17 protein-coding genes, 1 pseudogene and 1 riboswitch are annotated in these 24,434 nt (G+C 55.5%); of the genes and pseudogenes, 5 read left to right on the top strand and 13 right to left on the bottom strand.

Going from position 1 to position 24,434, the window contains the following annotated elements; all coding sequences use genetic code 11:
• Positions 1–73: 73 nt before the first annotated feature.
• Positions 74–160: riboswitch (cyclic di-GMP riboswitch) on the bottom strand.
• A gap of 86 nt (positions 161–246) precedes the next feature.
• The 9 genes from LAO76_23135 to LAO76_23095 form a co-directional block, all read right to left on the bottom strand.
• Positions 247–1,209, bottom strand: a complete 963-nt coding sequence (locus tag LAO76_23135; GenBank protein MBZ5493824.1) for an AgmX/PglI C-terminal domain-containing protein — start codon at positions 1,207–1,209, stop codon at positions 247–249.
• 22 nt (positions 1,210–1,231) lie between these two features.
• On the bottom strand, positions 1,232–1,699 hold the full coding sequence (locus LAO76_23130) for a biopolymer transporter ExbD (protein MBZ5493823.1): 468 nt from the start codon (positions 1,697–1,699) through the stop codon (positions 1,232–1,234).
• A 4-nt stretch (positions 1,700–1,703) separates the two neighbouring features.
• Positions 1,704–2,102 carry a biopolymer transporter ExbD gene (locus tag LAO76_23125; protein ID MBZ5493822.1) on the bottom strand — a complete coding sequence of 133 codons (399 nt, stop codon included), beginning with the start codon at positions 2,100–2,102 and terminating at the stop codon, positions 1,704–1,706.
• A gap of 10 nt (positions 2,103–2,112) precedes the next feature.
• The gene (locus LAO76_23120; protein MBZ5493821.1) at positions 2,113–2,829 is read right to left on the bottom strand and encodes a MotA/TolQ/ExbB proton channel family protein; all 717 of its coding nucleotides are present in this window, start codon (positions 2,827–2,829) and stop codon (positions 2,113–2,115) included.
• 1,053 nt (positions 2,830–3,882) lie between these two features.
• Positions 3,883–4,389, bottom strand: coding sequence for a hypothetical protein (locus LAO76_23115; protein ID MBZ5493820.1), 507 nt, complete (start codon positions 4,387–4,389; stop codon positions 3,883–3,885).
• Positions 4,386–5,090, bottom strand: a complete 705-nt coding sequence (locus tag LAO76_23110; GenBank protein ID MBZ5493819.1) for a tetratricopeptide repeat protein — start codon at positions 5,088–5,090, stop codon at positions 4,386–4,388. The genes LAO76_23115 and LAO76_23110 overlap by 4 nt, the downstream gene beginning before the upstream one ends.
• Entirely contained in the window at positions 5,074–8,415 is a 3,342-nt protein-coding gene (locus tag LAO76_23105) for a tetratricopeptide repeat protein (GenBank protein MBZ5493818.1), read from the bottom strand. The genes LAO76_23110 and LAO76_23105 overlap by 17 nt, the downstream gene beginning before the upstream one ends.
• Complete coding sequence (locus LAO76_23100; protein ID MBZ5493817.1) at positions 8,412–10,349, bottom strand: tetratricopeptide repeat protein; 1,938 nt, start codon at positions 10,347–10,349, stop codon at positions 8,412–8,414. The genes LAO76_23105 and LAO76_23100 overlap by 4 nt, the downstream gene beginning before the upstream one ends.
• 3 nt (positions 10,350–10,352) lie before the next feature.
• Complete coding sequence (locus tag LAO76_23095; protein ID MBZ5493816.1) at positions 10,353–10,964, bottom strand: hypothetical protein; 612 nt, start codon at positions 10,962–10,964, stop codon at positions 10,353–10,355.
• Between the two features lie 621 nt (positions 10,965–11,585).
• Between LAO76_23095 and LAO76_23090 the strand changes: the two genes are divergently transcribed.
• The gene (locus LAO76_23090) at positions 11,586–13,661 is read left to right on the top strand and encodes an alkaline phosphatase D family protein (GenBank protein ID MBZ5493815.1); all 2,076 of its coding nucleotides are present in this window, start codon (positions 11,586–11,588) and stop codon (positions 13,659–13,661) included.
• Between the two features lie 959 nt (positions 13,662–14,620).
• Here LAO76_23090 and LAO76_23085 read toward each other — a convergent pair.
• Positions 14,621–15,046: a GNAT family N-acetyltransferase gene (locus tag LAO76_23085; GenBank protein ID MBZ5493814.1), complete on the bottom strand. Its 426-nt coding sequence runs from the start codon at positions 15,044–15,046 to the stop codon at positions 14,621–14,623.
• Between the two features lie 94 nt (positions 15,047–15,140).
• Here LAO76_23085 and LAO76_23080 point away from each other — a divergent pair, with 94 nt between their 5' ends.
• The gene (locus tag LAO76_23080; GenBank protein ID MBZ5493813.1) at positions 15,141–15,599 is read left to right on the top strand and encodes a hypothetical protein; all 459 of its coding nucleotides are present in this window, start codon (positions 15,141–15,143) and stop codon (positions 15,597–15,599) included.
• 165 nt (positions 15,600–15,764) lie between these two features.
• Here LAO76_23080 and LAO76_23075 read toward each other — a convergent pair.
• A pseudogene (locus tag LAO76_23075) lies at positions 15,765–16,714 on the bottom strand (IS3 family transposase).
• Positions 16,715–16,919: 205 nt separating this feature from the next.
• Here LAO76_23075 and LAO76_23070 point away from each other — a divergent pair.
• A complete protein-coding gene (locus LAO76_23070) occupies positions 16,920–17,771 on the top strand; it encodes a hypothetical protein (protein MBZ5493812.1) in 852 nt (283 codons plus the stop codon).
• Positions 17,772–17,825: 54 nt separating this feature from the next.
• Here the strand turns inward: LAO76_23070 and LAO76_23065 are convergent, their stop codons facing one another.
• Entirely contained in the window at positions 17,826–18,524 is a 699-nt protein-coding gene (locus LAO76_23065; protein MBZ5493811.1) for a DUF429 domain-containing protein, read from the bottom strand.
• On the bottom strand, positions 18,499–20,211 hold the full coding sequence (locus tag LAO76_23060; GenBank protein ID MBZ5493810.1) for a hypothetical protein: 1,713 nt from the start codon (positions 20,209–20,211) through the stop codon (positions 18,499–18,501). The genes LAO76_23065 and LAO76_23060 overlap by 26 nt, the downstream gene beginning before the upstream one ends.
• Positions 20,212–20,752: 541 nt before the next feature.
• Between LAO76_23060 and LAO76_23055 the strand changes: the two genes are divergently transcribed.
• Together LAO76_23055 and LAO76_23050 are read left to right on the top strand one after the other, a co-directional pair.
• A complete protein-coding gene (locus LAO76_23055) occupies positions 20,753–22,144 on the top strand; it encodes a hypothetical protein (GenBank protein MBZ5493809.1) in 1,392 nt (463 codons plus the stop codon).
• Positions 22,141–24,309, top strand: coding sequence for a hypothetical protein (locus tag LAO76_23050; protein ID MBZ5493808.1), 2,169 nt, complete (start codon positions 22,141–22,143; stop codon positions 24,307–24,309). The genes LAO76_23055 and LAO76_23050 overlap by 4 nt, the downstream gene beginning before the upstream one ends.
• The last annotated feature ends 125 nt before the right edge of the window (positions 24,310–24,434 follow it).

The raw sequence follows: 24,434 nt of genomic DNA, 5'->3' as shown, positions 1-24,434 counted from the left end.
AGTCATCTATGCCCTCGTTCCACTCTCACTAAAGTGTTTTTCGGGACCGAGGCAGTCACGCTGTGGACTGAATTTCGGCGGTCCCGCCGTCCTGGGGCTTGCGCCCGTTAGACCGGTGACTTTGCGTCGCCATCTTTCGATGGTTTTGCCTTTGTCAAAATTGTGTCGCGAGGGTCAACTGATCAAACTTGCAGCTTTCTCTAAAACCTCCTGGCCATCCGTGCCCTTCGGGCCACGGTCGCCGGCTCACGTCGCCGGCAGGAAATCTATCGGGTACGAGATTGTCACGGCCTGTACGCCATCCTTCGCGCCGAAATTGATTGTCTTGACGCGGTTCACTACCTGAGTAACGAGATCCGGCGCATCCATGTCAGTCGATTGCAGCTGGCACATTGACACGGAACCGTCCGGCTCAATCGTCAGGCGCAGTACCATCTTGCCTTGCAATGTAGGATTGATGCGCAGCGTCCGGTTGTAATCCCGGTAGAAAGCAGACTTGTAACGATCGAACACGATTTGTATTTCTTCGTCGGTGCGGGAAGCACCCGGGCCGCTGTGGGCCTTGGGTCGGCCGTCGCCGCCGCCAATCCCGGCGATCGAACTTTTCGCGCGGGCCACCTGCAGACCAGGTCCGCCCATGCCGCCACCGCCACCGCCTCTGCCGCCACCACCACCTACATTGCGGCTCAGCGATCCAGCATCAATGCCGCCACTTGATCCCGGCGTATTGGTCGTCAACAAAGAGTGAGATGATGCCTGGCCCGTTTCGTCGGCGGCAGCGTAACGCGCATCGTTTCCTAGACGCGGCGCGTTCTGGTCCTGCGCCAGGCTCGCGAACTGCTCTTTGAATGCCAGAATTCCAGCCCTGCCAATGTTTGGCTCAGGCGGCGTCGCCTCTGCGGAAAATCCTTTTGCCGGACCTGCCGGGAGTTCAGGTTTGCCAGGCCCTTTTGGAGCCTCAGAGGCCTTAGCGTTCGCTGCCCCTGTCGCTTTTGGCGGAGGCGGGACCGCAGTCGGCGTGGCTGGGACCGCCGCTGGATGATAGAAGACGATGTCGAGCTCTTTTTTCGTACGGGGCGCGCCGCTGCGAGCCAGGAATGATGCCCCTATGAGCATCAGCAAGGCCAGCAAAATAACATGGACAACAATGCTCTCCACCATGCTGCGGGCGGATGGAGCCCCGGATTCTCTGAACCTGCCGATTTCCATGGTTGTGTCCAAAGCAGCCACCTCAATTGGCCGTAATAAATTCGACCTTCAAATCGTCCACGCCCGACTTCGCGAGATCGAGGATGCGCAGAACTCCCTCGTAGTTCAAGCGGTCGTCGGCAGCCAGAAACAGCACGCGCTTATCCGGGGGACGACTGCCCAGGATGTCTCCCACGCGCGCGGGCAACTCGGTTGCAGCAATCTTTTGATCGCCCAGCATCACGCGACAATCCGCCGGAACCCCCTCTGTTGCCGAAGGCTTGAGGATGCCGCAGGTCGAAGCAGGGATAACCAGGATCAGTCGCGATTCCTGCGACTGCGCGGGCGCGGCGTTGTTCGAAGTCTTGGGAATGTTCACGTCATAGCCCTGCATCAGTAGCGGAACCACGACCATGAAGATGATCAGCAGCACCAGCACTACGTCGACCAGCGGCGTAATGTTAATTTCGGACTGCAGACTCGATCCCGAATCGCCTCTGTTGAACTCCATAACTTCAGTCTCCTTGCGTCCCTGTGTTGCGGCCCTTGGCGATCAATCCCACGCCTCGGAAGCCGGCCTGCTCAACCGCCTGCATGGCCTCTCTGACCTGGCGGAAGTTGAGCTTTGCGTCGCCGCGGATCACGACCCTGGGATCCGTTTCAGCGGCTACTGCAGCACGGAGAGCGTCACCGAACTGCGCGGCCGCAACCTGCTTATCGTTAACCCACAACCCGCCGGCTTCATCGATGGAGACCAGAATCCGGCCTCTCTCGTCGCCCTGCTGAGTCGGCTTCTCCGTTTTCGGCAAGTGGACCTCAGGCCCTTTCCGCATCTGCGGCGCCATCACCATGAAGATGATCAGCAGCACCAGCACCACGTCAACGAGCGGCGTGACGTTGATGGACGCGTTCATTTTGGAGCTTTCACCGAGCCGCATACGAGTTGTCCCCCGAACCCACTGACGCCTTGGCGACCCGATCGATCTGCGGCGCTTTGAAGAGGCGGTTCACCAGTTGGGTTGAAGCCCGATTCATCTCGATGTGAAAATTTTCAATCCTGCCCGTAAAGTAGTTGAACGCAGCGACGGCCGGGATCGCGACGAAGATGCCCAGCGCCGTGGTGACCAGCGCTTCGGCGATGCCGCCCGAAACTACAGACATACCGCCGGACCCAGTGGCCGCGATGTTCCGAAAAGCGTTGATGATTCCAGCTACGGTACCGAAGAGGCCGACGAACGGAGCCGTGGAGCCGATCGTAGCCAGGAAGCCGAGACCCTTTTTTAATTCGACCAGAGTCTCCGACATTGTGTCTCTTACTACGTTCGTGACCTGGTCGAGTGAAGCGGATGGATCGCCTCCTGCTTCGCGCACACCGTCATACTCGAGGATGCCCGCCGCGACCACCTGCGCCACGTGGGACTTCTGATGCTGCTGCACGGCTTCGATCAGTTCCTGGACCTCTCCCCCGTGGGTGAACTTCGCCAGCAAGGGCTTGAAAGCCTGCGTTTCGCTGGCGGCCGCGCGGAAGCGGCGGTACTTATCAACCATTACTGCCACCGAAAAGATGGACAGCAACGCAAGGCAACACATCACGCCGGCGCCGAATAGGCCGACGTTTTTCAGCAGCTCAGTAAAGGTCATTGCATTCTCCTATGCGCCGCAGCCGCGGGCTGCATCGCATTCATTTTGGTTGGCGCACCACTGGGGTACACCGTTTTGCAACCTGATTTCGTAATGACTCAGCATCCGTATGAATGATTCCTTGTCAGTTGGTCGCCTCAACTCGTCGGGCACCTCTAGTGCCGGACGCGTTTTCAAACTTTGAGATGATTAGCGGCTCTGTCAGAGCCAAAGCGATTACAACCGAATGAATCCGCCGCATTTCATCTCCCTACTTCCCTACGCAAATCCCTGGACACTGCTCTCTGACTTCTGAAGAGTATTGAGCAGACTGCTCCCGGCAACAACAGTACACGGGTTCTAAGGTCCTCTCTCTAGGGGTGCCAATACCTCCGTCAAGTTAGCAGGAAGGTTCCAATGGGTATCTCTAGCTTCGTCCAGCTGGGCAATGGATGGGCTGCTGTTTACGAATCTGCAAATGGCCAAAGGTAACTTTCAATCAAAGAGCGCGCAGGATGCGGCAGCTTGAGGGTCTTTTATTGCGAAGTGCCAATCATATTGGTAAACATCAATGCATCATGTAGACAGGGAATGACAGCAGGAACAGAGGTTTTCATGTCCAATGGACGTTTCAGAAGTAAGAGCTGCTCGGATTTGGCAACAGGAACAAGGCTTTAAGGATTCTCTAAGATTTTTTATGGACAGATTCACGGATCGGGATGGTGGCCATGGATGGATCCGCCATGGAGAATCTCACCTTTGAATGCAAGGCACGCTTCCACGCAACGCCCTGCGACTAAAGCGGTCTAGGATCGTTGTATCCCGGATCACCAATCTTTATCCCTATGAACACGCTATCCTGAGCCGAGCACGATGCTCTGCTCCTTTACCATCTTCCAGACGCGAGGCGAAGGATCTGCTCCGCTGCTCTTCAGGACAACCGATCATCAAGCCTCAGGGGTGAGATAGATAGATGGCTAACCGCGAAGTATGCAGCGGATACAGCAACTCAGAACGCTCTAGCCCATCGATTGCTTTCAAAAATCCACTTCAGCAAAGCGCAAACCGCTCGGCTCACTGCTTCTTTTCCGACCTTATCTCGTAATAGCGCAACTCCCGCATGAATACTTCCTTGTCTACGGGCTGCCTGGAGTCGTCGAGCATCGGTGAGATGCCGGTCGCGCGGCCAACTTCCGAGCTCTTCCAGGGAACGATGACCAGCGACGTGGGCGCTTCCTGATTGCCCAGAATGGACATGCCCAGCGCTTTGCTTCCAGGGACGGAAGTCAGCTTCGGATCTTGGTCCGTCTGTGCCTGCGGTTCTTCCTCCGGTCCTGCGTCCGTCTTTGCCTGCGCCACTTCAGCCTGTCCCGGTTGCTTTTTCGTCTCTGCCTGCGCTTCCGCCGTGCCTGCTTCGGCTGATTTCGTTTTTGCCGGCGCTGCTTTTTGTGCCTTCACTACTTCAACCTTTACGTGCTTCTTTGCGGCAGCGGGCTCTGCTCCCGCCTTTTTATCCGGCGTTTTGTCGGTCTGGGCGACACCCGTCGCCACCAGCAACACAAGCAGCAAATATCCCTTCATGACTTCTCCTTTTTGCCCGCGCGTTTGCGAAGGTCGGCAATCCATTTGATGACGTCCTTGTCATCCGGAGCAAGCCGGCTGTATGCCTGGTAATGCTCCAGCGCGCACGCGTAATCCCCGAGATATAGGTCGCATAGTATGGCCAGGTTCCTGTGCGCATAGTGGAAGTCAGGGAACTGCGCCAGCGCCGCCTCATAACTGGCGCGTGCCTTTGCAAACTCTCCCTTGCGCCGTTGCACCAGGCCAAGCTCGTTGTAAGCGGCGAGGTGGTGTGGATTCAGTTCCAACGCCTTGCTCAGGCTGGCTTCGGCGTGGTCCAGGTCTCCGGTGCGGGCATATGCAATGCCAAGGTTGATGTGCGCTGCTGTTGATTTGGGAGACTGTTCGGTCACCTTGACCAGCAAAGGGATGGCGCGATCGTATTGTGCCGCCTCGAGCATGCGCAACGCTTCGTCGTATTCGGCGCGTACCTCGACTGGGACCGGTGCATCCTGCGTAATCGTGACCCCATTTGCATCCCTCACGAAGTCCGGAAGCGCGGCGGGCGGTGGTGGTGGTGGTGGCGGCAGATTGGTCTTCGCCGACTTAGCGGTCACCGCGCGTTCAGAATCCGGTACGCAGCCCAGCGCGAAGAGTAAGGCCAGCCACGGTATCACGCGGCAAAGCACTTTGAGTGATCGGGTCTTATTGCGGATTGGCATTTTTCACCGCTCCTTGGTTCACTACCCCTTGGTTTGCCGCCATCGGTGCCGGGTGCGTTGCGTCCGGCTTGCTCGGCGTTGTGCCGGCTCCCGGTGCCGGTTGCGTCGTCTGCTCCGGATTGCTCGGCGTCGTTCCGCCGTTGCTTGGCGCCGTGTTGGTATTGTTCGGTGTCGTGCTCGCGTTATTCGGCGTCGGGACTGCATTGCTCGGTGTCGTGCTGCCATTGGCCGGCGCTGTGCCACCGGTGGTTGGCGTTGTGGCAGCATTGCTCGCTGCCGCGGCCTGGATCGCGGCCTGCGCTAACGGCGACTGGTACACGTAATGGTCAATGGCGACTATAAAGCCGCTGCTCATTTCGCTTTTCGCGTAGCGGCCCGGCACCATCTCGGCGAGCCTGCTGAGACTCTTCTCAGTCCATGTGTTGAAGACGCCGGCGTGCAGTGATTCCATGTTTTTCTCGTGTACCTTGATGGCTTTATCCTCGAACGGATACGCTGCCTCGTCGAGGTCCGCCTCAAACTTTTCCAGGTCCGCGGCTTTCATATCGGCGGGGCGCTCCGATTCCTTCAATGCACGGCTGAAATCGAAATACGTCTCGGCCATGTAAAAGGTGGCGGCTGCCGTCACGTCGGCGATCTGATAATCCACCAGCCCCGTCATGGCCTTGATCGTGGCATCCATGCGTGTCCGTTTCTCTTTCAGGCTGGTCTCAAACGGTTGCCGCAGCTTTACGGCCACGCAAGCCTGATAGATCTGCTCAGCCAGAACCAGCGCCGATCGGCCCGCGATGGTCCGCGTGCGACCGGTCCTTTCCGGTCCTGCCGCCGCATCAACACTTACGATTTCCGTCAACTCTTTCTGATAACTAGGGTCGTTGTGCGCCGCTTTGTATATTTCGGCGATCTTGAAGCGGGTCTCGACGGCTGCTTCGAGCGGCTTTGGGAAATCCGCAACGTAGTGCTGATATGCAGCCAGCGCCTTGTCACTTGCATTGGACTGCTGGTAGAGATCTCCTGCCACGAGCAGCGACTCCCTGCGCACTGCCTCATCTGTGGACTCCGACGCCAGCCGCTCATACTCGCTGGCGGCGTGTGACAACTCGCCGCTCTCCCGGTAGGCGCGTGCAATTAGCCTGGTGGCCTCGCCCGCCATTTTGTGCTTGGGATAAGTGCTGCGGAAAGATTCGAGCACGCCCGCGGCGGCTTTCCAGTCCTTCAGCTCAATCAGTGCGCCGCCTGCGTCGTACTCGGCCGTTGCGCGGATTGTGGAAGTAGGCGCTGCCGTGCGAATCCTCAGGAAGTGATCGGCGGCAGCGCGATAGTCCTTGGCGTCTCTGGCAATTTCACCCTGCTTGTAGATGGAAGCTGCCAGGTTGTCTACGAATTTGGCGTGTGACTCATCGCTCTCCGGCGTGACCGCCAGCACCTGCGTGTAACCTTTTTCGGCCTGCGGGTACTCGGCTAATTCGAACGAGCCGTGCGCAACCACAATCCATGCAGAGCGTCTGATGCGCATCTCCGCGCCCGGATATTTATCGATAACACGTTGGGCGGAGGTGACAGCGGCACGGAAGTCCTTCATCTCATATTGGTCATCGGCAGCCGCTCCCAGGACCGCTGCGGCCTGTGCGTGGGTCGGAAACGTGTCAGCGAATTTGATCGAGCTTGCGATCGTATCGTGCTTAACGGTTTCCAGATTCTCCTTGGGTACGACCTTCAGCTGTTCGCGATATGCGTAAACTGCGGCGTAACCCGCAGCTGGCGACTGAGCGTTTACCGGGTATCCATAGGCCGTGCGCTCATACTGTTTGGCCGCCTCGCCGAAGTCCTTGTTCTCAAAGAGAAGGTCAGCCATTCGGTAGTTGATTGTTGGCGACTCGGCGTCCTTCGGGAAGGAATTGAGATAGTCGCCGTACCAACGGAGAGCCTCGTGATAATTCGCCAGCTTCTCGTTCGCTTCCTGCGAGCCCTGATACTCAGCGTGGTAATGCGTCGCCAGGTCCTTCAGGTCCGCCTTCAGGTAAGCGATCGCTTCCGGCAACTCTTCCGGCTTGTTGTGCTTCCAGTATTCCGCCTGCAGTCCATACTTGGACGCAAAGTCCCGCTTTGACTCCAGAACCAGCTTGGGGAATCCGCCCTTGGTAAAAGTTTCCACAACTCGCATGCTGAAACGTGGGGCAGCAGGGTGGAAAGGATGGAGCGTTATGAAAGCATTGTATGTCTTGGCCGCGTCATCGTAGCGCAGTTTCACCAGGTAGTACTCGCCAAGATTGCTGTAAACGCGGTCTTCATAGGACCGGCTCTTGGTGCTGGTAAAGTACTGCTGGACCGCATCCGGCCCTCCAAGGTTGCTGAAGCTCAGGCTGACTGCCCGGAAGGTATCGGCGACGCGGCGTTCGTCCTCTTTCTCATGCTTCTCATCGAAGTTGTAGCCGGTCGAAACCTTGTAATCGAGCAGCGCCATGTAATTCTGCACGGCCTCTTCGTATAAGTCCTGCTTGTAGAACGTCCAGCCGAGCTTATAAAGAGCGAGTTCGTAGTATGAGGAACGGGCGCCTAGGTTGGTGATCGCTGAATAGGCGTTCTCAGCATCGCGAAATTTTCTGCGCGTAAAGAAGTACTCACCCCGCCGGAACTGCACTTCATCGAAATGCACGGAGTTCGGATTGGCCTTGATCGCGCGCTCCATGGTTTCCATGGCCTCTTCTGTGCGGCCGAGTTCGTCATATGCTCGCGCCATCTGATAGAGGACCTGGTCGCTATCCTTATATTGGGGGTACTCCTTGAGCAGCTTTTTGTAGAGAGCGATTGCCTCGAGGGGACCTTTAGGAGCTGCGTCAGAGCCGGGTACTTCCGTCGGCGTGGCGGCGGTGTCGCCGCTTGTCGGAATCTTGCTCGCCGCAGTTGTGCGCTTCTCAAATTCCTGATCGGATTCCCCACGGCCCGCTTTCGCAACCGCGCCAGCCTTATTGGGCGTGCCAGTTGGTTTGTTGGCAGGAGCCTTGGCGGACTCTGGAGCCGGCATCGCTTTCGGCTTTGGCTTGCCCTCGCCTGTGTGTATGCCGTACTCCTTCTCCAGTTCCAGGTCCGCGAGACGACGGATCGCCTCGGGCGTCATCGGGGTCTCCGGTGACTCCTCGAGAAATTTCCGGTACTGCTGCATGGCTTGATCGACGCTTTCTTTCGTGTCCGCGTCCTTCACGTCCGGAGCCACTTTTTGCAGGTCTGCCAGCGTCCCCTGCGTGTTGACCGGTTTGTGATGCGCGGCGCAGCCGCCGAGGAAAGCCGACACAACCACGATCGGAATGGCGCGGCGAAGCATCATCGTCCTCCTCCGCCAGACTGGGCACGCGAAGCTCTGTCGTAGCTATCGGCAACGCCGAAGCGGGCTTGAATCTGCTGGGCCACCAGGCGGTCACGGCGGGCCTCAAGCTGGTTGATGGCGACGTTCTCAATCATCTCTCCCTGCCGGGCCATCAAGAGATCGACATTCTTTAATGCGCTGCCAACGCGTTTACGGAGCTGCGCAATCTGCGCGTCGTATCCGACGTAACTGTGCGTCGCCGCCTGCCTCGTTCTGACAAACGCTTCGTGCTGCTGGTTGAGAACATCGACCTGGGTATTTAATTCGTTGAGGTGGTCAAATGCCGCAGTCAGCCGCTTGGGGTACTCGGTTTCCACGCGCCAAGTGAGCACACCACGCAGGCGTGCCAGGCGCTGGCGAAGCGCGAGTGCTTCGGGACTGTCAGAGTTGCCGATCTGTTTTTCAATGACTGCGATGCGCTCGCTGGCGGTCCGCTCGTCCGGGGTTGCCAGAAAATCCGGGCGCGGCGCGATCAGCATGGCGTGCAAGCGATCATCAAATTCTTTGCGCTGCTGGAGCCGCACGCGCATCCGCGAATCCAGTTCTCGAAACTTGGCGTCTATCTCCGGCAGCAGCGGCTCGTAGTTTTGTTTACGCAGCCGGATGATATCGTCGAACGCCTCAAGGCTGGTTTGATAGCCCGTGAGCTTCGACCGCAGGTCCTCAAGATCGAGGTAGTTGTGCAACGCGGTCTGGAAGTCGTGAGACGCCATGAGCGCCATCAGGTAGTAAGTTTCCGGCGCACCGGGAAGGCCGCGCAAACGGATGACCCAGGTTTGGTCCTCGCGGCTTTCCTCGCGGATCAGAGCTTTGAGAAACAGCCCTTCCTTGATGCTATTGATGGATGCGTCAATCTTTTCGATTTGGCCACTGTATGTCTCGAGCGCGCGACCATAAGTGAGCGCAGCGCGACCATATAGCTTCAGGTCGGCATATGTATGCGGCACGGCAAGCAGGGCTTCCTGAACCGCGACATCCGTCGGCTCACGGTCCGCCAAAATATTCCAGGGGACCAGCGCACGGTCAAACTGCTTGGACGAAGTGTCGGCCCAGCCGGCCCGCAGCAGAGCTTCGTTTGAGAATGGTCCATCGAGCCTGACGCGGTCGAGTGCCTGTTTAGACCGCTCAAAGTTGCCCGATTCGAAAAGGATGGAACCAAGAACCAGGTTGGCCTTGTCTCGGATCGCGAGGCCGGCGGGATCATTTGCCGAAAGCTGTCCGGCCTTGTTCAGTTGCTCCACCGCTTCTTGTTGTTTACCGGCCTGTAATTGAGCGATTCCGAGGTTGTACGCGACAAACCCGGCCAGGCTCGGATCGTTCTGCAGATGGTTGAGCACTTCAATGGCGTCGTTCGGCTTGCCTGTCGCCATATAGATGTTCGCCCGCAGAAACTCAACATCGTTCTTTATCTTTGGGGGGACAGTGCCCTGGATCCGTCCGAGCGCCTGCAATGCATCGTCAAGCTGGTCTTTCTGGAAGTGAATGCGGGCGAGCCTGAAAGCGGCTTCGTTTCGTACGGCTTCATCCACGGCGCCTTCAAGCACCCTCTTGATGGCCCGCCCAGCTTTGTAGTGCATGCGGTAGTCGAGCTCAAAATCGCCCACCGAGAATTCGGCCTCGCCGATGTTGCGGTGAAGAGTATCGAGTCCGGGCTCGTCCAGCCGATGGTACTGTTCGAGTTCAGTGTCGAGCCGCTGGATTGCTTCGAAAAACTGGCCCTGGTAGGCGTGATAAAACGCTTCGTCGAAAAAGAGATCGTCTTTCGCGCTCGCAGACGTCTTATCCTTCGCAGACTGCTTCTCGTTCCCATCCGGCTTCTGGTCTCCAGCCGAGGCGGAGCCGGCAGCCATGGCCAGGATGAGACTGAGTCCTATTATGCGGCGAGTCGCTCGCATCGATTACAACTCCCCAAGCGTGATCGGAGTGCTGCCGGCGTCCGGTCCAGCCACTGTCAGTTCCACCAGCTTTGGCTTAACTTCCTTATGGAACGTGAAGTGGTCCGTGCGGTTGAAATCGCCGCCGCTCTTAAGCTTGCCGTCAACAAGCACATTAAGCTTGTGGTCCCCCGTGGCTACGTTGCCGACGTAGATCCGTTGCACGCCACCCTTGCGCAGTGCCTCAAGTTCCTTGGCGCTATAGATGTAATGCGCAACCAGCTGACCGTCGATCTGGAGCCGCACGGCATCAAGGCGCAGCTCGTCGCCCTTGGCCAATGCGACGAAGATTGCAACCTGTGTCCCTGACGGGTATAGCAGTTTTTCCTCCAGTTGGTTCAGCTCCGCCGCAATGCTGAGGACGTCTGATTTGGTCTGCTGAACCTGCTCGTCGAGGTCTCTCATCTGCCGCTGGTCAGGAGTGGCAGCGGCGGCTTTCTGCTCCGTCTTTTTGGTGTCTTTCCGTTCAACGCTTTTGTCTCCCTGCACCGGCGCAGCCTGTAATGCCGAGAGAGTCCCAAACGATAACGCCACAACCAGAGCACTCATAATCGCGAAATGCGCTCTATTTTTCATCTCTGTACTCCCACGCAGCCCTTAGACAGTCGTTTCCGACTTCACCGAGTATTGGGCAGATTGCCGGGGGTAAACAACGGTACACGGGTGCTAAGGTCCCCTCTATCCGGGTGTCAATACCTCCGTCTTAAGGAGTACCCGGGTACTAACGCCCCCTCTAGCCGGGTGCCAATACCTCCGTGCGAAGCGCACTTATTTGAGAGGACAAGCGGCGCGGGCAAGACCGGCAGGAGAATGCAGCGCCAGGAGACGGATGGCACGGCAGAATCGGCATCAACTCATTTTTGCCGCCTGTCTTCCACGCAGGCGAACAACCCTGAGCATTGAGGATAGGAACGAATCTTCTCGAATGTGCCCGCCGGGCCGCCCTGTTCATGCCGCTCGTCGAGAGCGGCTTATTACCGCGCCAATGGCCCTGAGCGGGCGTGGGTTCAGTGAAGCGCCGAAATGATGGCCCTGTCGAACTGGAAACATGCCCCGACATCTCGATAACCAATTCATTTGAAGTCCGTCAGAGAAGAAGCAGGTGCGGGCTTTTCACCTCCTTGAGGCATGCGCCGCGCCGGCGCCAAAGTGAAAAACCACTCTTTTACTTCAAAGAGATAATTGAGGTCTTTGCAGATGGCTCCTGTTACGAGACGACAATTTTTGAAAACCGCCATGCTTGTCAGTGCTTCGGGTGTCTGGGCAAAGCACTTCGCAACGGCATCAACCCTGTCATGGCATGAACGGCGCGACCTCTTTCCTGAGGGAGTCGCGTCGGGAGATCCAAACAGCAATAGCGTCCTGTTGTGGACGCGCAGGTCACCCGAGGGCCGACCACAACCATCGCACCTGATGCTGGAGGTGGCGGAAGACCAGGATTTTCACCGGGTAGTGGCGACGCAGAGCGTCCCAATCTCAGCGGAGGCCGATTGGACCTGCCGGGTCCTGGTGGGAGGGCTAAAGCCTGCTCGGTTCTACTGGTATCGCTTCACTGACAGTGATGGAAATGGCAGTCGCATCGGCCGCACCCGCACTGCGCCGGACGATCATGATCCGCGGCCAGTTCGTTTTGCGTTTGTAAGCTGTCAAAATGCAAACCTCGGTGCGCAAAACGCCTACCGAAGAATGATTTATGAGGACGACCGCGCTCCTGAGGCGGAGAAACTCGGTTTTGTCCTGCATCTTGGCGACTTCATCTACGAGCTGGTCTGGTACCCCGAAGACCGCAAGACATACTACGCCCGTCAAGTGCGGGACATCGTCCGTTATCCGCACGGCGAAAAAGTATCGGACTTTCACATCCCCACCACGGTGGAGGATTATCGTGCCATCTATAAGGCGTATCTGCACGACCCTGAGCTGCAAGACGCGCGTGCACATTTTCCGTTTGTGCCCATGTGGGACAACCACGAGTTCAGCTGGCAGGGATGGCAGAGTTTCCAAAAGTTTGGATCGAAGACTTTTCCGGCCCAGACGCGAAAAGTGGCAGCCATGCAGGCGTTCTTCGAGTATCAGCCAGCGCGGATGATCAAGTCCAGCGGCCCTTCGCTGGCCACCTTCGGTCCACCCAAAGTAGTCGATGCTCCGATCACAAAGTTTGACGAGCACGGCCTGGGCCAGGAACCGAACAACCTCGCTGCAATCGGAAGCTTGAGGGGCTATCGCAGTTTGCGGTGGGGCCGCAATCTTGACCTGATCATTACTGACGAGCGCAGCTATCGAACAGAAGACCCATTCGCTCGTCACGAGACGGACGGCCTCGACGACAAAGACTTCAGCCTTTTCACGGCCCAGGAAGTGATCGAGATCCTGGATGGCGGCCGCGGCTACAACAACGGAAAACCTCCCCAAAACATACGCTTTGGAGACAAGGAAATTCCCAATTTCCGCAAAGACGAGCCTCCGCAAAGCATCTTGGGCGCGGAGCAAAAAGCCTGGTTCCTGGAACAGCTCAAGAACTCGAAGGCAACGTGGAAAATCTGGGGAAGCACTACCGGAACCTTGGAGGAGCGGGTTGATCCCCAGAACCTGCCCGAGGGACTGGCAGCCAAAAAGTGGCCGGGAGAGGGCTACGCGCTCACGTTGGCCGGCGATGTTTCGACTGCCTTCCTGGAAAGAGGCGAGATTTATGATTTCGTCCGGGATCATGGCATTACGGGCTTTGCCACCGTGGCAGGCGACCTTCATTCCTTTTGGGCCGGCCTTTCTGCCAAGTCCCTGCCACCTAAGAAGTTTGAACCGGTAGGCCTGGCTTTTGTCACCGGCTCCATTTCAGCCCCGGGAGGATGGGAAGCCAATCAATATCGCTTCCCAAAGGACGAACCGCTTCGCCCCCTTTGGGTTGGACAAGGGCCCCAGGATCAGGCCCCCCAGCCTATGATCAACATGCTTCTGCGGCATGGCGTGCGGTCTTGTCTGGAATACGTCAAGTCCGGCGACATCAACAAGGCCAGGGAACAATCCAATCCGCAAATGTCTCCCCATCTTTCTTTTGTCGATACGGGCGGGCACGGATATGCAGTGGTCCGCGTCAGCAACAATGACCTGGAGACTGAATTTGTATGCATCGAACGCCCCGTCAATCGACACGATCAACCCGACGGCGGCCCTCTCAACTATCGAGTCAAGTTCCGTTCACCCCTATGGCGTAAGGGCGAGACACCGAAGCTGGATACCAAAGTCGTCGAAGGTGATCCACGGTTTTCCGTCTGAGATCGGCCCACGGTAGTTGCTTCTGCTCCAGCTTGTGTAGTGTCTCTGAAATAACTCGACAATACATGCAATAAACAAAATCATTGTGGATCGCAGCCGCCCTCGGCTGCGCGGAACAATCTTTTGGGCAAGCAAGTATCGGCCAAACCTTTGTAAAGGTATTTGTGAGACACCACACTAGTGATTGTCATTCCGGGCGCGGCGAGAAATCAGCTGCGCCTATGGTGAGCTCGACTCTCAGACTCTCAACCCCGTCATGGCAAGCGGCGCCCGCAGGCGTCGTGCAACCTCGGCATAGTCAAATCCATCCCGTGGAAATGATGATTACCGGATTCACTACACCATCATCTCACCCGCTTTCAGGAGGCTGTATTTCTCAGCAGTGGAAATGAACAACACGTGCAAGGCGGCGGAAATCTTCCGAGCGAATGAATCGACTCGGTTGGTAGGGTCGTCGAACGAGAGCTTTCAGTGCTGAACGAGGGCAAAGAGAAGTGGGCGTTCGACACTGACGTCTTCAGAAACGGCTACAAGATCTTCCTATTCCTCCGACGTCCCCTCAACAGCAGGAAGTGACCATTCCCCTCTTTGATACGAGCAGATAGGAGCAAACGCCCACGTCAAAATCCTTCTCGTTGATCTCTGAGTTTGGCAGCTACAAATTCGCCTACACCGCTGAAGACGGCGAACCAGAAATGAATTGTAAGCGATTGAAAAGAATTGGTCGGGGAGAGAGGATTTGAACCTCCGACCCCCTGGTCCCGAACTTGAGGGAAGGAAACCAATTTCGTTGCTACTCAATCATTTGAGTGGTGCTTCAACCGTCTAATTCTTGCTCAACCACGCCAGTTTCGGCGTAATGTAAACCCTCAATTGCAACCCAAGGTGATCCTCTGGGCTGTAGCTAGGGAGTCAATTTTGAAGGAAATGCCCTCACCCCCGCCGCAAGCTTTTCGCGGCTACTCAGGCACCGGACGCAGGATCTTTTGCCAGATGCCAACGGTATTCCCGGTCAGCTGATAGACGAAACTGCCTATTTTCGAAAACCCATGTCTTGTAAAAAAGGCTTCGCTCCTTTCGTTCCCTTGTCGAATCGTACATTGGAGAATGGCAGCACCGCCTGCGCGTGCAGTGCTTTCTGCGCGCTTGTACACGATCGAGGCTAGCCCCTTCCCTTCGCATTTTGGCGAAACTGAGAGGTGGCGAATTTCCCACTGGTACCACTGCAACTTCTCTCTTTCAACGCAGGCCACAACTCTGTTATCGCGACTCTCATACTCGTAGTTCTCCGCTTTCTCCATCACGTCATGAGCGGTGTATTTTCTGACGAGTTGATTCCGCGTGTTCAACAACTCTGCAATCTCTTTCGCTTCGTTCTCAGTCATAACCAAGATTCTGCAATAGGCTGCTCGGATCGCCTAATCTCGAACTGCACAGATTTGCGGATTTCTGCTACGCGAACAGGCATAATCTTACTTTATGCTCGCCGACGTAGGACAACTGATCGCGGACTTCAGCCGTGTTGCTACGCTGGCTGGAGTGCCCATTGACGAACGGGATATTCGACACGAGCTGCTTCGGGCTCCCCATCAGACTGCCAAACTTCCGAAAGGCAACCACGCAATTTATGTATTCTCGTTAACCAATGACGGGACAGTTGTTCTGAAGGTTGGAAAGGCAGGCCCGCAGAGTGCGGCCAGATTTGAGTCGCAGCACTATCTTCCACGAAGTTGCAACAGCAACCTGGGAAAATCGATCATAGCAGGCAAGGCGTGCTGGGACAAATTGGGCATTTCAGTCGTCGAGGAGACGACGATTGGAAACTGGTTGCGAACCAATACAGACCGCGATCATTTCTTTCTGAACGCGAGCCCGCTGGTTGTGAACCTGTTCGAAACCTTCTTTCAATGCAGGCTACAGCCGCTTTTCGAAGGTTAGCCCCGAGGGTCTTGACCTGCCCCCAGCTTTCGTTCACGTGAGAATACGACAACTTACAGCCGCCCTATCCCCTATTTCAGCCGGGATGGGGGAGCGCGAGGGGCAAGGGATGGCGTTTGAATCCCTTGCCTCTCGCTCGGCTGTGTAGAAGCTCGCGGCCTGCGCGGCAAACTCTTTCGGGGTTTTGTACCCCAAGCTGCTGTGCGGTCGCTCCTCGTTGTACTCGGTCCGCCACGCCGCGACCTTGCGCCGCGCCTCGAATAAGTTCTGGAACCAACTTAGGTTCAGACACTCTTCCCGCAGCCGTCCATTGAAGCTTTCCACCCGTCCATTCTGCGCCGGCTTTCCCGGTTGTATGTGCACTAACTCGATCCCCCGTTCCACGCACCACGCCAGAAAATGCCGGCTGGTCAGTTCCGGTCCGTTGTCGCAACGGATCGCCAAGGGCTGTCCGCGCTCGGCCACGATCGCATCCAGCACTCGCGTCACTCTCCGGCTGGCAAAGCTCGTATCCACTTCCAACGCTAAACATTCCCTCGTGTAAGCATCCACCACGCTCAGCACCCGGATCGCCCGCCCGCAATCCACCGCATCGTGCAGAAAGTCCAGCGCCCACTCCTGGTTCGCCGAAGTCCGCGCCACCAGCGGCTTTCCCACTCGCGCGCAGTGTTTCCGCTTCTTCCGCCGGATCGCCAGTCCGGCCTCGCGATACACCCGATGCAAACGTTTGTGATTCACATGATCCCCACTTCGCTGCAGCAACACCTGCAACCGCCGATACCCGAAGCGCGGCTTCTCTCGCGCCAGATCTACCAGCCGCGTCCGCAACGGCTCATCCGTGCGCTGCGAGAGCCGTTTTTTCTTATCACCGACTGCAACGCTTCTTTGTCCAGACTCAGATCGGCCACCAGCTTCCGCAGCTTCGTGTTCTCGTCACGCAGTTGCTTTGCTTCCTGCGCCTGGCTCACGTCCATCCCCCCGTACTTCGCTTTCCAGGCGTAGATGGTGTGCTTTGACACGCCCACTTCTCGCGCCACGTCTTCCGCCTTACGCCCCGCTTCCAGTTGTTTCAGCGCCCCGATCATCTGCGCCTCGGTGTGATTGCTTCTCGACATATCCCCTTCCCCTCCCTTTCGCTGAAATCATACTCAGCTTTGTTCGGAAAGCGGGGAGCAGGTCAGTCTGTGGTCGGTTTAGATCACCAGAATTCTTAAAGGTTGGTGAGCAATTATGGGCAAAAGATGTACCGCATATGCTCTCGTAAGGCATATCGAGTGCGACGAAGAGGAGCTGACCTTCCAAGAGTTCAGGCTGTGGAAAGTGAGCACGCCGGGATTAGTAAGAGATGCCCAGCGCAGTTTACCCGGTAGCCCAATTCAACTCGCAAGCGATTGGGTTTACGAACGTCATTACGACGATGTTCCAGACAACTTTGGATCTATACCCTTTGACGTTCTTGACACTCTCTTTATTCTGCGGCTGTTCAGACCGGGTGAGATTTCATTTGTGCGTCACACTGTCCAGGACGAAGACGGAACGATAGCGCAACAGTGGCCACAGCGAACCATGACGGAGATGTACGCTCCCTACAGTCGTTACTATGTTCTGCACGCACAAGACTGTCGCGCTTTTGACTCGTTTTCTTCTGACGTTTGCGGTGCTCAGGCATGGCGTTCGGCGTGGTTTAACACGGCAAGACGGTTCTTCCTTTACGGCTCGGCGAAAGAACTGGAAGTGGACTTTGGAGTCGTGGACAGAATTGTTGACTACATGATTGCTCTGGAGGCCGCTCTCGTCCCTGAGCAAGATTTCGTTGGACGCCGGCTTCGAGAACGAGCGGTGGCACTCATACAGGAGACAGCAGAAGCAAAGTCGATTCTGAGTAAATTATATGAAGTGCGGTCGACCATAGTGCATGGATCAACTCTCAGCAAGAAGCATTCCCAAATCCTGAAGGATCATTTGGGGACGTTTGAGCTGTGGGTACGAAAACTTTTGGTTCAAGCTGTGAAAACCCTGTGCGTCCAAGAGACAGAAAAAACCGCCCAGCTGAAGCGCATATACGACATCTCAGACTCAGACCGTGTGGAGCGGCTGCGACAGTCGGTTCACGAAATACAAAACGAATCGCTGAAGGCTGCATTGGTAAGCTGTCTGGCCGCATCGCAATAGTCGCCTGAAGCCCAATTCCCGATGTTGAACCGCTCTGAATCCGCCGGAGGCGACTCACACCCATATTTGCATTAACAAGCCGCGTGCATCTGCAAGCGATTTCTCTGGTAGTGCCAATGCTTGCCTGTTGTAAATGCGATGTGCACTCCAAAGCATTGCGCACGCATCAATCACATCTTCGGCAACACGACTATGGGTCTGCACGAGGGACACAATCTCGGGAAAGTGGGCCGTGAGCAAACTGATCCTGTCAGATCGGCCATTCGCCGTATGTTTCGAATTAGCGAGTGCCTTACCACCATTCATGTGAGCAAAGCTTACCTCTGGATGGCCTTCTCTGATCCGTGCCTGAGCTTGAGGGGTCAAGATCGCGTCAACTTCCTTGATCTTGGGCATAATCGCCCAGGCTTGCCTCGTAAGCGACTTTCCTTCAATTTGCAGTCTCAATTTCCGCGCATCAGGATAGTCGGCACAATCCAACATCGGACGAAGCGGCGCAGTAAAAACACAGCAGGCTCGCTGTTTGAGTAAACCGCGCGCCTTTTGGTCAGCCAATCGTGTGCCGTGTTCGAGCAAGCCAATGGGGACATCAACGACCAGCAACCGATAGTCTCGACGTAGGACTTCCGAAAAACAAGAGACGACATCGACCGCAACCTGTCCGCTGCGAGTCTCTGAGGCAACTATCCAGCCGGATTTGCACCCGTCCACTCCAGCCAGGAACGGGCTATGACGATCGCCTTCTTGAATCACGATTTATTGCCTCAGCCAAGGCTACATCCGGGTCCTTGTCAGGGAATAGGATGGTCACCATCTTTTTGTAAATCATCTTCCACCCGGCGAGCAGCCAATCGTTTTCTCGCCAGTTGTTATTGCCAATGTCTATCGCTAAGAGCGGGGCGGTCAACGAAGAATTAATAGTGAACCAACGCTCCAGGACTTGCGGCAAACTCAACGTTCCAAAATATCCCACAGCGGTTTCCAGCGTCTCGATGTCTGTGCAAAACAGAGGTCGTATCTCAAGAGGCGTGAAGTCGCGCCTATCCAAGCGCTCGTCCAGAAAAGTGTCCAGGAATGGGGATATCCCTATTGTTCCTCCAATGGAATCGAGAGTAACAATGTAGAGGTACACATATTTAATTTTTCCGGGATCGATTCCTGGTACCGGTGCGCGCTCTCTAAAGATTTTCTTTACGGCTTCAGCAAGCTGCCAAACGCCTTTCCTTTGACCTGCTTCAATATCGTGGACAAACTTCTTCTCAATTTCGCTAGCAAGAGCCTCATAATCTCCGCTGTATTTTGTGTCTGCCCGGAACATGCTTGATTTATATTCCATCAACACAATGGAATCGCTCGACACCACGATGCCGTCGCACAGCTGCGTATTTGGATCATTTGAGGGCCTCGGATCAGGAACGAATGTGTTTTGTGTGCCTGCGCATGCCTGCCGCATAAGTTCGTTGACGTACTTCTCAAACACTGCACCCCAGAACTTGCGGAGCTTCAAGCCATATAGACCGTTGGCATTCCAATAGGGGCCGGCTTGTATCTTTTCCAGAAAGAACAGATTGTCCATCATCAGGAAGCCGAACCACGCGGCTGTGAGATGAAGGTTGTACCACTGTTGTACGAGCGGGTACTTCCGAAAGACCGTGAAATCATTAGGACCACTGTCTCGCTCGCGTAGCTCTTTCGCCATTTCGCCGGGACTACTGGAAACGGAGTCCAAGAAACGCCGCACTTTGTCATACGGAACGGCGGTTGTTGCAAAATTCGCTTCTTTCAAAGGTAATGTTCCCGGTTCCGTAACCAACTTTTGGACCAGGTTCTCTCCGAATCGGGCATGAACACCGAAAATCATTGCCTCGAATTCTTCGAGCGTCAGACCGGTGGCTTTGTGATGTTCTCCTGCTACGTCGATAAAATCGGGATCGCTGCTGAGCTCCCCGGCAAAGCGCGTCAACATCAAGTGACATCGGGTAATCAGGTGAGCGATGTGTGGTGAGCCATGCTCTCCTACGGCTACCATTTCGGCGATGATCTTTGCGTAGTCCTCACGGCAAGCAGGACGCGGGCTGGCGACCCCGGACAAAAGACCGTAATGGAACTGATCGTTAGCCTTCAGCAGAATCGACCCGAACAATTCTGCATTCTGTCGAGCATCGATACCCTGGCCCGAGCAATGTAAGATCGCCAATTTTGCAATTAGGAGGATCTGTCTGCGATGGAATAAGACCCTTCTCGGGTTGGAACTCCAATAACCCGCTATGAGACGAGTGCGGATGTTGGCGTCGAAATAGAGGGACAGCAATCGCGAGTACACTTCCGGAGATTGTAGATCGATCCTATTCCAGAGCTGCATGCCGGTCACGATGACGGCACATACCCATAAGACTGATTGCTGCTTAAATGAGCGAACCTCAGCGACGAGTTCGTCCATGGTGCTCTTGCGCCCAAAGATGTCCTCGTACGTTTCGTAGACTCCGAGTTCTGAGCCACCTTGCATCAAGAAGACCTACATCTCTTGTCGGACTATCTGAGCACATTATGTCATTCTCACTGCGACCTACTCGCATCCAGCAATCGATATCTCGATTGTGAGATGAGCCCTTCTTTTGCTTTTCTTACGCCACGCTGCTCTCTGGCGGGCCGCTGTGGTCATATTCGTGTGACATTTCCTTCCAACCTGATTACGATTGCTTTGCCATGTCAGAGGTGTACCAATGGCGACGATAGACGTTACTGCCTTTTTGCCGAGATGGACAAAACGGGTTCGGACAGACGGAGGGGGCCGAGACCCCTTGGGCCTGTCTCGCGTCACCGAAGCCATAACCGATCACCTCCTGCAAGGAATCATTACCACCACGGATCGCGCACGCTACTACTCGTTCTACTGCTGGTCTCTCTGGCACGTTCAACAGGCAGGTGCTCCACGAAAATTCGCAGACTACATTCGAGCGTTTCGCAGGAGGGAGGCCTTCATGGCCCTATCGACCATGCAAGCCGACAAAGAGGCGTCTCCTGTTGGTGTGCGGATGGTCGGGCCGAAGTTAGAAGCAGCGAACCGAACTGCTGTGGCCGACTGTGATTTCAAAGTATTGCCGTCAAATGACCTTGGCGGCTATGGTCAGTATTACGCTGGATCATTAATTCAGCTTGCGCTGACGAAGCATGAAAATGGGATTGACCTGGTAACGCCAGAGTCTGGTGAAGTCCTCGCTCTGGCATTCCACAAAGTGGTCGAGAACACGCCATACGTACGAAAGACACGCTGGAACCAAGCCGAAGTTGACCTCAAGGAAATACAACAATCAGCCACTTATTTCAGCTTGGACTCCCTTTCGCAGCCCTTCGCTTCAACAGAACGTGATCTTCTTAGAAAGCTGTTCTTTTCTTTAGATGGATTGGTCAAGTCAGAGCGTTCAACCTTGCGCCGACACTCGCTAGGCTTAATTCTGCACATCATCGGCGAATATGAACGGGCCGGTGCTCCCGCGACGAGTGAAGATCTTGAGTGGCAGGTTGTCCACACACCGCACTATTTTCGACAACTGTGGCCTGCGGACCGAAAAGCAATCCCATACAAAGCCCCGGAGATGTTTGGCGTGTGCCATTCGTTTTGGCAACAATTCTGCCTTCACCAATTTGTTGCCAACGCAATCGAGTCGCTCCTTTATGCTGTTCTCGAAATCCTATCGTCAGAACCTTCGGGACTTCCTTTAGATCAAATCTGCACTCGGCTCGCTGCGGACAGCTTCGTCTCTGAGGTTCGGGAAATTGCAGGCAAATCCTGCGACAGCCCACGCGTCCTCCTTTCAACCCTTGGAATTGATGGCAAGCCACCGGCGTCTTTTTGCACTCGCAAGCAGTCAGAGATTGGGCTCCTGCATCCACGCAGTGAAGTGCAGACCGTGAGAGATGTCCCAACTGATCCGACAAGAGCCGCAGCGCGGGCAGTCCTTACCCTGGCCACGTTGTACTCAAAGTGGCGCTCTGCCCAGAACGATGCGTTCGCTTACGTTATGGCGAACGCTGGCAACGAGCTGTGCGCGGGTCGAGTTCTCACATACTTGGATCAGTGGTTAGCGCCAGACTGTTCCTGGCATGTTGCTTTGGAAACTCTGATTGCGGATTGCGTAGTTGATCAGCATGACAGTGTCATGTATGAAAAGCGCAACCTTGAAAGTTGCTGGCTGCACAGGCAGGACCGCAGGATCATAAAGGACCAAGACTACGACCCTCCATCACGCTCATCCCGGCAAGGAAATGCAATTCGGATTCTGTCTGATATCGGCCTCACGGATAGCGCCTCGGGGGCTTACCGACTGACGGGCGATGGGCGCAAACTCCTCAACAGAATTTCAACGCAATGACGGCAAAACCTCGCATCGATCTACACAGAACGCTCCAACAGATTCGAACAGCAGCAGGTGCCGTTATTTGCACGTACCGGTTCGACCCAAGCTTTTTTGAGGACTATTGCATGGAGAAATTTGGCTGTCTCCATCGCAATAACAACATCACGGTATTGATCGATTGGGGTTGCTATAACGAGTTGCTTTCAGGAACCCTACGGGATCGCCCCAATCTGGCAAACATTCGCTATCTTCTTCAGCCGATCACGGCAAAGAGAGTGTTCCATCCAAAGGTCTTTCTTTTCGCTGATGAAGAAAAAGGCTCGCTTTTGATTGGCAGCGCTAATGCGACGCGTCCAGGGCTGACTTCAAATGCCGAACTTGTAGGCGTCTTCCACTATGAGCAGGGCAAGAAGGAAGACGCATTGCCGATTTTCAGATCTGTATTCGGGTTCCTTTCGCAGCTCTGCGACCGAGCAGGTACGCAGGGTTTCAGATCAAACCTTCAAGCGCTCCAGCGTGACGCTCCTTGGCTTTGCGGAACAAGCCAGGGCCGTGAGGACATCGAATTCCTGCACAATCTAGAACGCTCCTTGCTTGATCAGATCGCAGAGAGGATCGGCGACCAAGTAGTCACAATCACTGCGATTTCCAGATTCTTCGATTCGGACCATGCTCTTATAGAAGAACTTGCACAACGCTTTGACCCCAAGAAAATCAGAATTGTCACCCAAAACCGGTTTACGACACTTCAGCCCGACTTTCTAGCGCATGATCTGTGTAAGAGCGAAAGGGCCGAAGTCTACTTGCGTGAGTTCGAGGACGACGGCCATAACCAGCCACTACATGCGAAGGCAATTCTGTTTGAAACAAAGGGTTACGCTCTCATGTGCTATGGAAGCGCCAATCTCACCTCGGCTGCGTTGAATCGCCGACCGGAAAACAGCAATGTTGAATCAATCATTGCCATGCGGTTGTCTGGCCCAGAGGAACGATCTGCGGCTCTGCATCTGCTCATTCCAGAGGGTTCAACCAGACGTATTCGCAGCGCGTCCGAGTTGCAGGCATCTACAGAGGAAGACGAGCCGTCCTCTTTCTGCGAACCTACGGACATTGTCCTTCGAGAAGCTGAGCTGTCTGGCAAGCGTATTCGGCTGGGACTCGAAATTGCGGATTCGCCACGATACCAGAACTTTTCGGCGGTCATCACTCTCCGGGGCAATCTCCAAGAGCGAATTGCCATCAACCTGAGCGGAGATATGTACTCAGCTTTAATCACGGATTCTCTGGAACCGAGACTGCAACAGTCCTCGTGCATTGTGCATGTTGAGGGCTATGGAAGACATGGCTCCGTCACGCAAAGCAACGCGGTGCTTCTCACGAATTTACGGGACATCTCAACCGGCAACAGCACGCGCAGAGAGCGTTACGTAAAAGAGGCCCAAGAAAGTGCAGCCCAGTTCTATGCTGTCCTCGCGGATTTGATAAACGGCAGTGATGACGATGCTCTGAAGGTGTTCCTAAGTTTTTGCGATATACCGTTAACGCTTGCGCCGCGTCCGATGTTGCGGCATCGGGCAGAATGGTCGATCCGTGACAGTATGCGATCTTTTGGAGCGAGAAACTTCCAACTATGCCGAGACCTGCACGAAGCAGTACTGCAATTCTGTGATCGTCATATGCGCAAGCTCCGACGACACATTACCGACCGGGACATAGACGGAGTTCCAAACTTCGTTCACATCTTCCTCGCCATCAACGCGCTGCTTCGCTCACAAATAGAAAGGGCTGTTCAGGGTCTGGAAGCGAGGGACGGGTTCGTGTCAACAGATGAATGGGCAAAGTTTCGTGAGTTGTGCAACGTTTACTACGAGCGGTTTAGAGAAATCACGTTGTGCTTTTGGACGGAATACTTGGAGCCGATGCGAAACGAGCATCCCGAGGTCAACTTTCACGAACTGCTAGCTCCCGACCTGGACGCCATTAAAGAAACGGCAGCTGACATGCTAGCGTTTCGTGATCGGATAGAGGCGTTGCGTATGAGCAAGTGCATATTGCCGGCGACCGGCGCACCATATGGGTATTTCTATTCGATCCTGGCACCGGAACCGTGGGCGAAATACAAGAAGATCGCGGAATCGGCATATTTGCGGGTAGAAGAATTGACGCGCACCAGCGCATGATTGTGACTTGAGAACTTCTAGGCCTGGGGAGCACGAGGGGCGCGGCCAGAGCGCCCCTCGGAAACTTTTGGGGCAAAAGAAAGTGCCCGGCCTGAGCCGGGCACGTTGAGAACCATGCGTGAATC

This window comes from Terriglobia bacterium, from assembly GCA_020072645.1.
In the GTDB taxonomy this organism is placed as follows: domain Bacteria; phylum Acidobacteriota; class Terriglobia; order Terriglobales; family Acidobacteriaceae; genus Angelobacter.
This window is presented reverse-complemented; position numbering and strand designations above follow the sequence as displayed.

Coding starts and splice junctions, on each gene's coding strand:
- LAO76_23090 (MBZ5493815.1), top strand. CDS start 11,586: ATGGCTCCTGTTACGAGACGACAATTTTTGAAAACCGCCATGCTTGTC.
- LAO76_23105 (MBZ5493818.1), bottom strand. CDS start 8,415: ATGATGCTTCGCCGCGCCATTCCGATCGTGGTTGTGTCGGCTTTCCTC.
- LAO76_23100 (MBZ5493817.1), bottom strand. CDS start 10,349: ATGCGAGCGACTCGCCGCATAATAGGACTCAGTCTCATCCTGGCCATG.
- LAO76_23050 (MBZ5493808.1), top strand. CDS start 22,141: ATGACGGCAAAACCTCGCATCGATCTACACAGAACGCTCCAACAGATT.
- LAO76_23085 (MBZ5493814.1), bottom strand. CDS start 15,046: ATGACTGAGAACGAAGCGAAAGAGATTGCAGAGTTGTTGAACACGCGG.
- LAO76_23120 (MBZ5493821.1), bottom strand. CDS start 2,829: ATGACCTTTACTGAGCTGCTGAAAAACGTCGGCCTATTCGGCGCCGGC.
- LAO76_23060 (MBZ5493810.1), bottom strand. CDS start 20,211: ATGGACGAACTCGTCGCTGAGGTTCGCTCATTTAAGCAGCAATCAGTC.
- LAO76_23135 (MBZ5493824.1), bottom strand. CDS start 1,209: ATGGAAATCGGCAGGTTCAGAGAATCCGGGGCTCCATCCGCCCGCAGC.
- LAO76_23055 (MBZ5493809.1), top strand. CDS start 20,753: ATGGCCCTATCGACCATGCAAGCCGACAAAGAGGCGTCTCCTGTTGGT.
- LAO76_23115 (MBZ5493820.1), bottom strand. CDS start 4,389: ATGAAGGGATATTTGCTGCTTGTGTTGCTGGTGGCGACGGGTGTCGCC.
- LAO76_23110 (MBZ5493819.1), bottom strand. CDS start 5,090: ATGCCAATCCGCAATAAGACCCGATCACTCAAAGTGCTTTGCCGCGTG.
- LAO76_23095 (MBZ5493816.1), bottom strand. CDS start 10,964: ATGAAAAATAGAGCGCATTTCGCGATTATGAGTGCTCTGGTTGTGGCG.
- LAO76_23080 (MBZ5493813.1), top strand. CDS start 15,141: ATGCTCGCCGACGTAGGACAACTGATCGCGGACTTCAGCCGTGTTGCT.
- LAO76_23125 (MBZ5493822.1), bottom strand. CDS start 2,102: ATGAACGCGTCCATCAACGTCACGCCGCTCGTTGACGTGGTGCTGGTG.
- LAO76_23130 (MBZ5493823.1), bottom strand. CDS start 1,699: ATGGAGTTCAACAGAGGCGATTCGGGATCGAGTCTGCAGTCCGAAATT.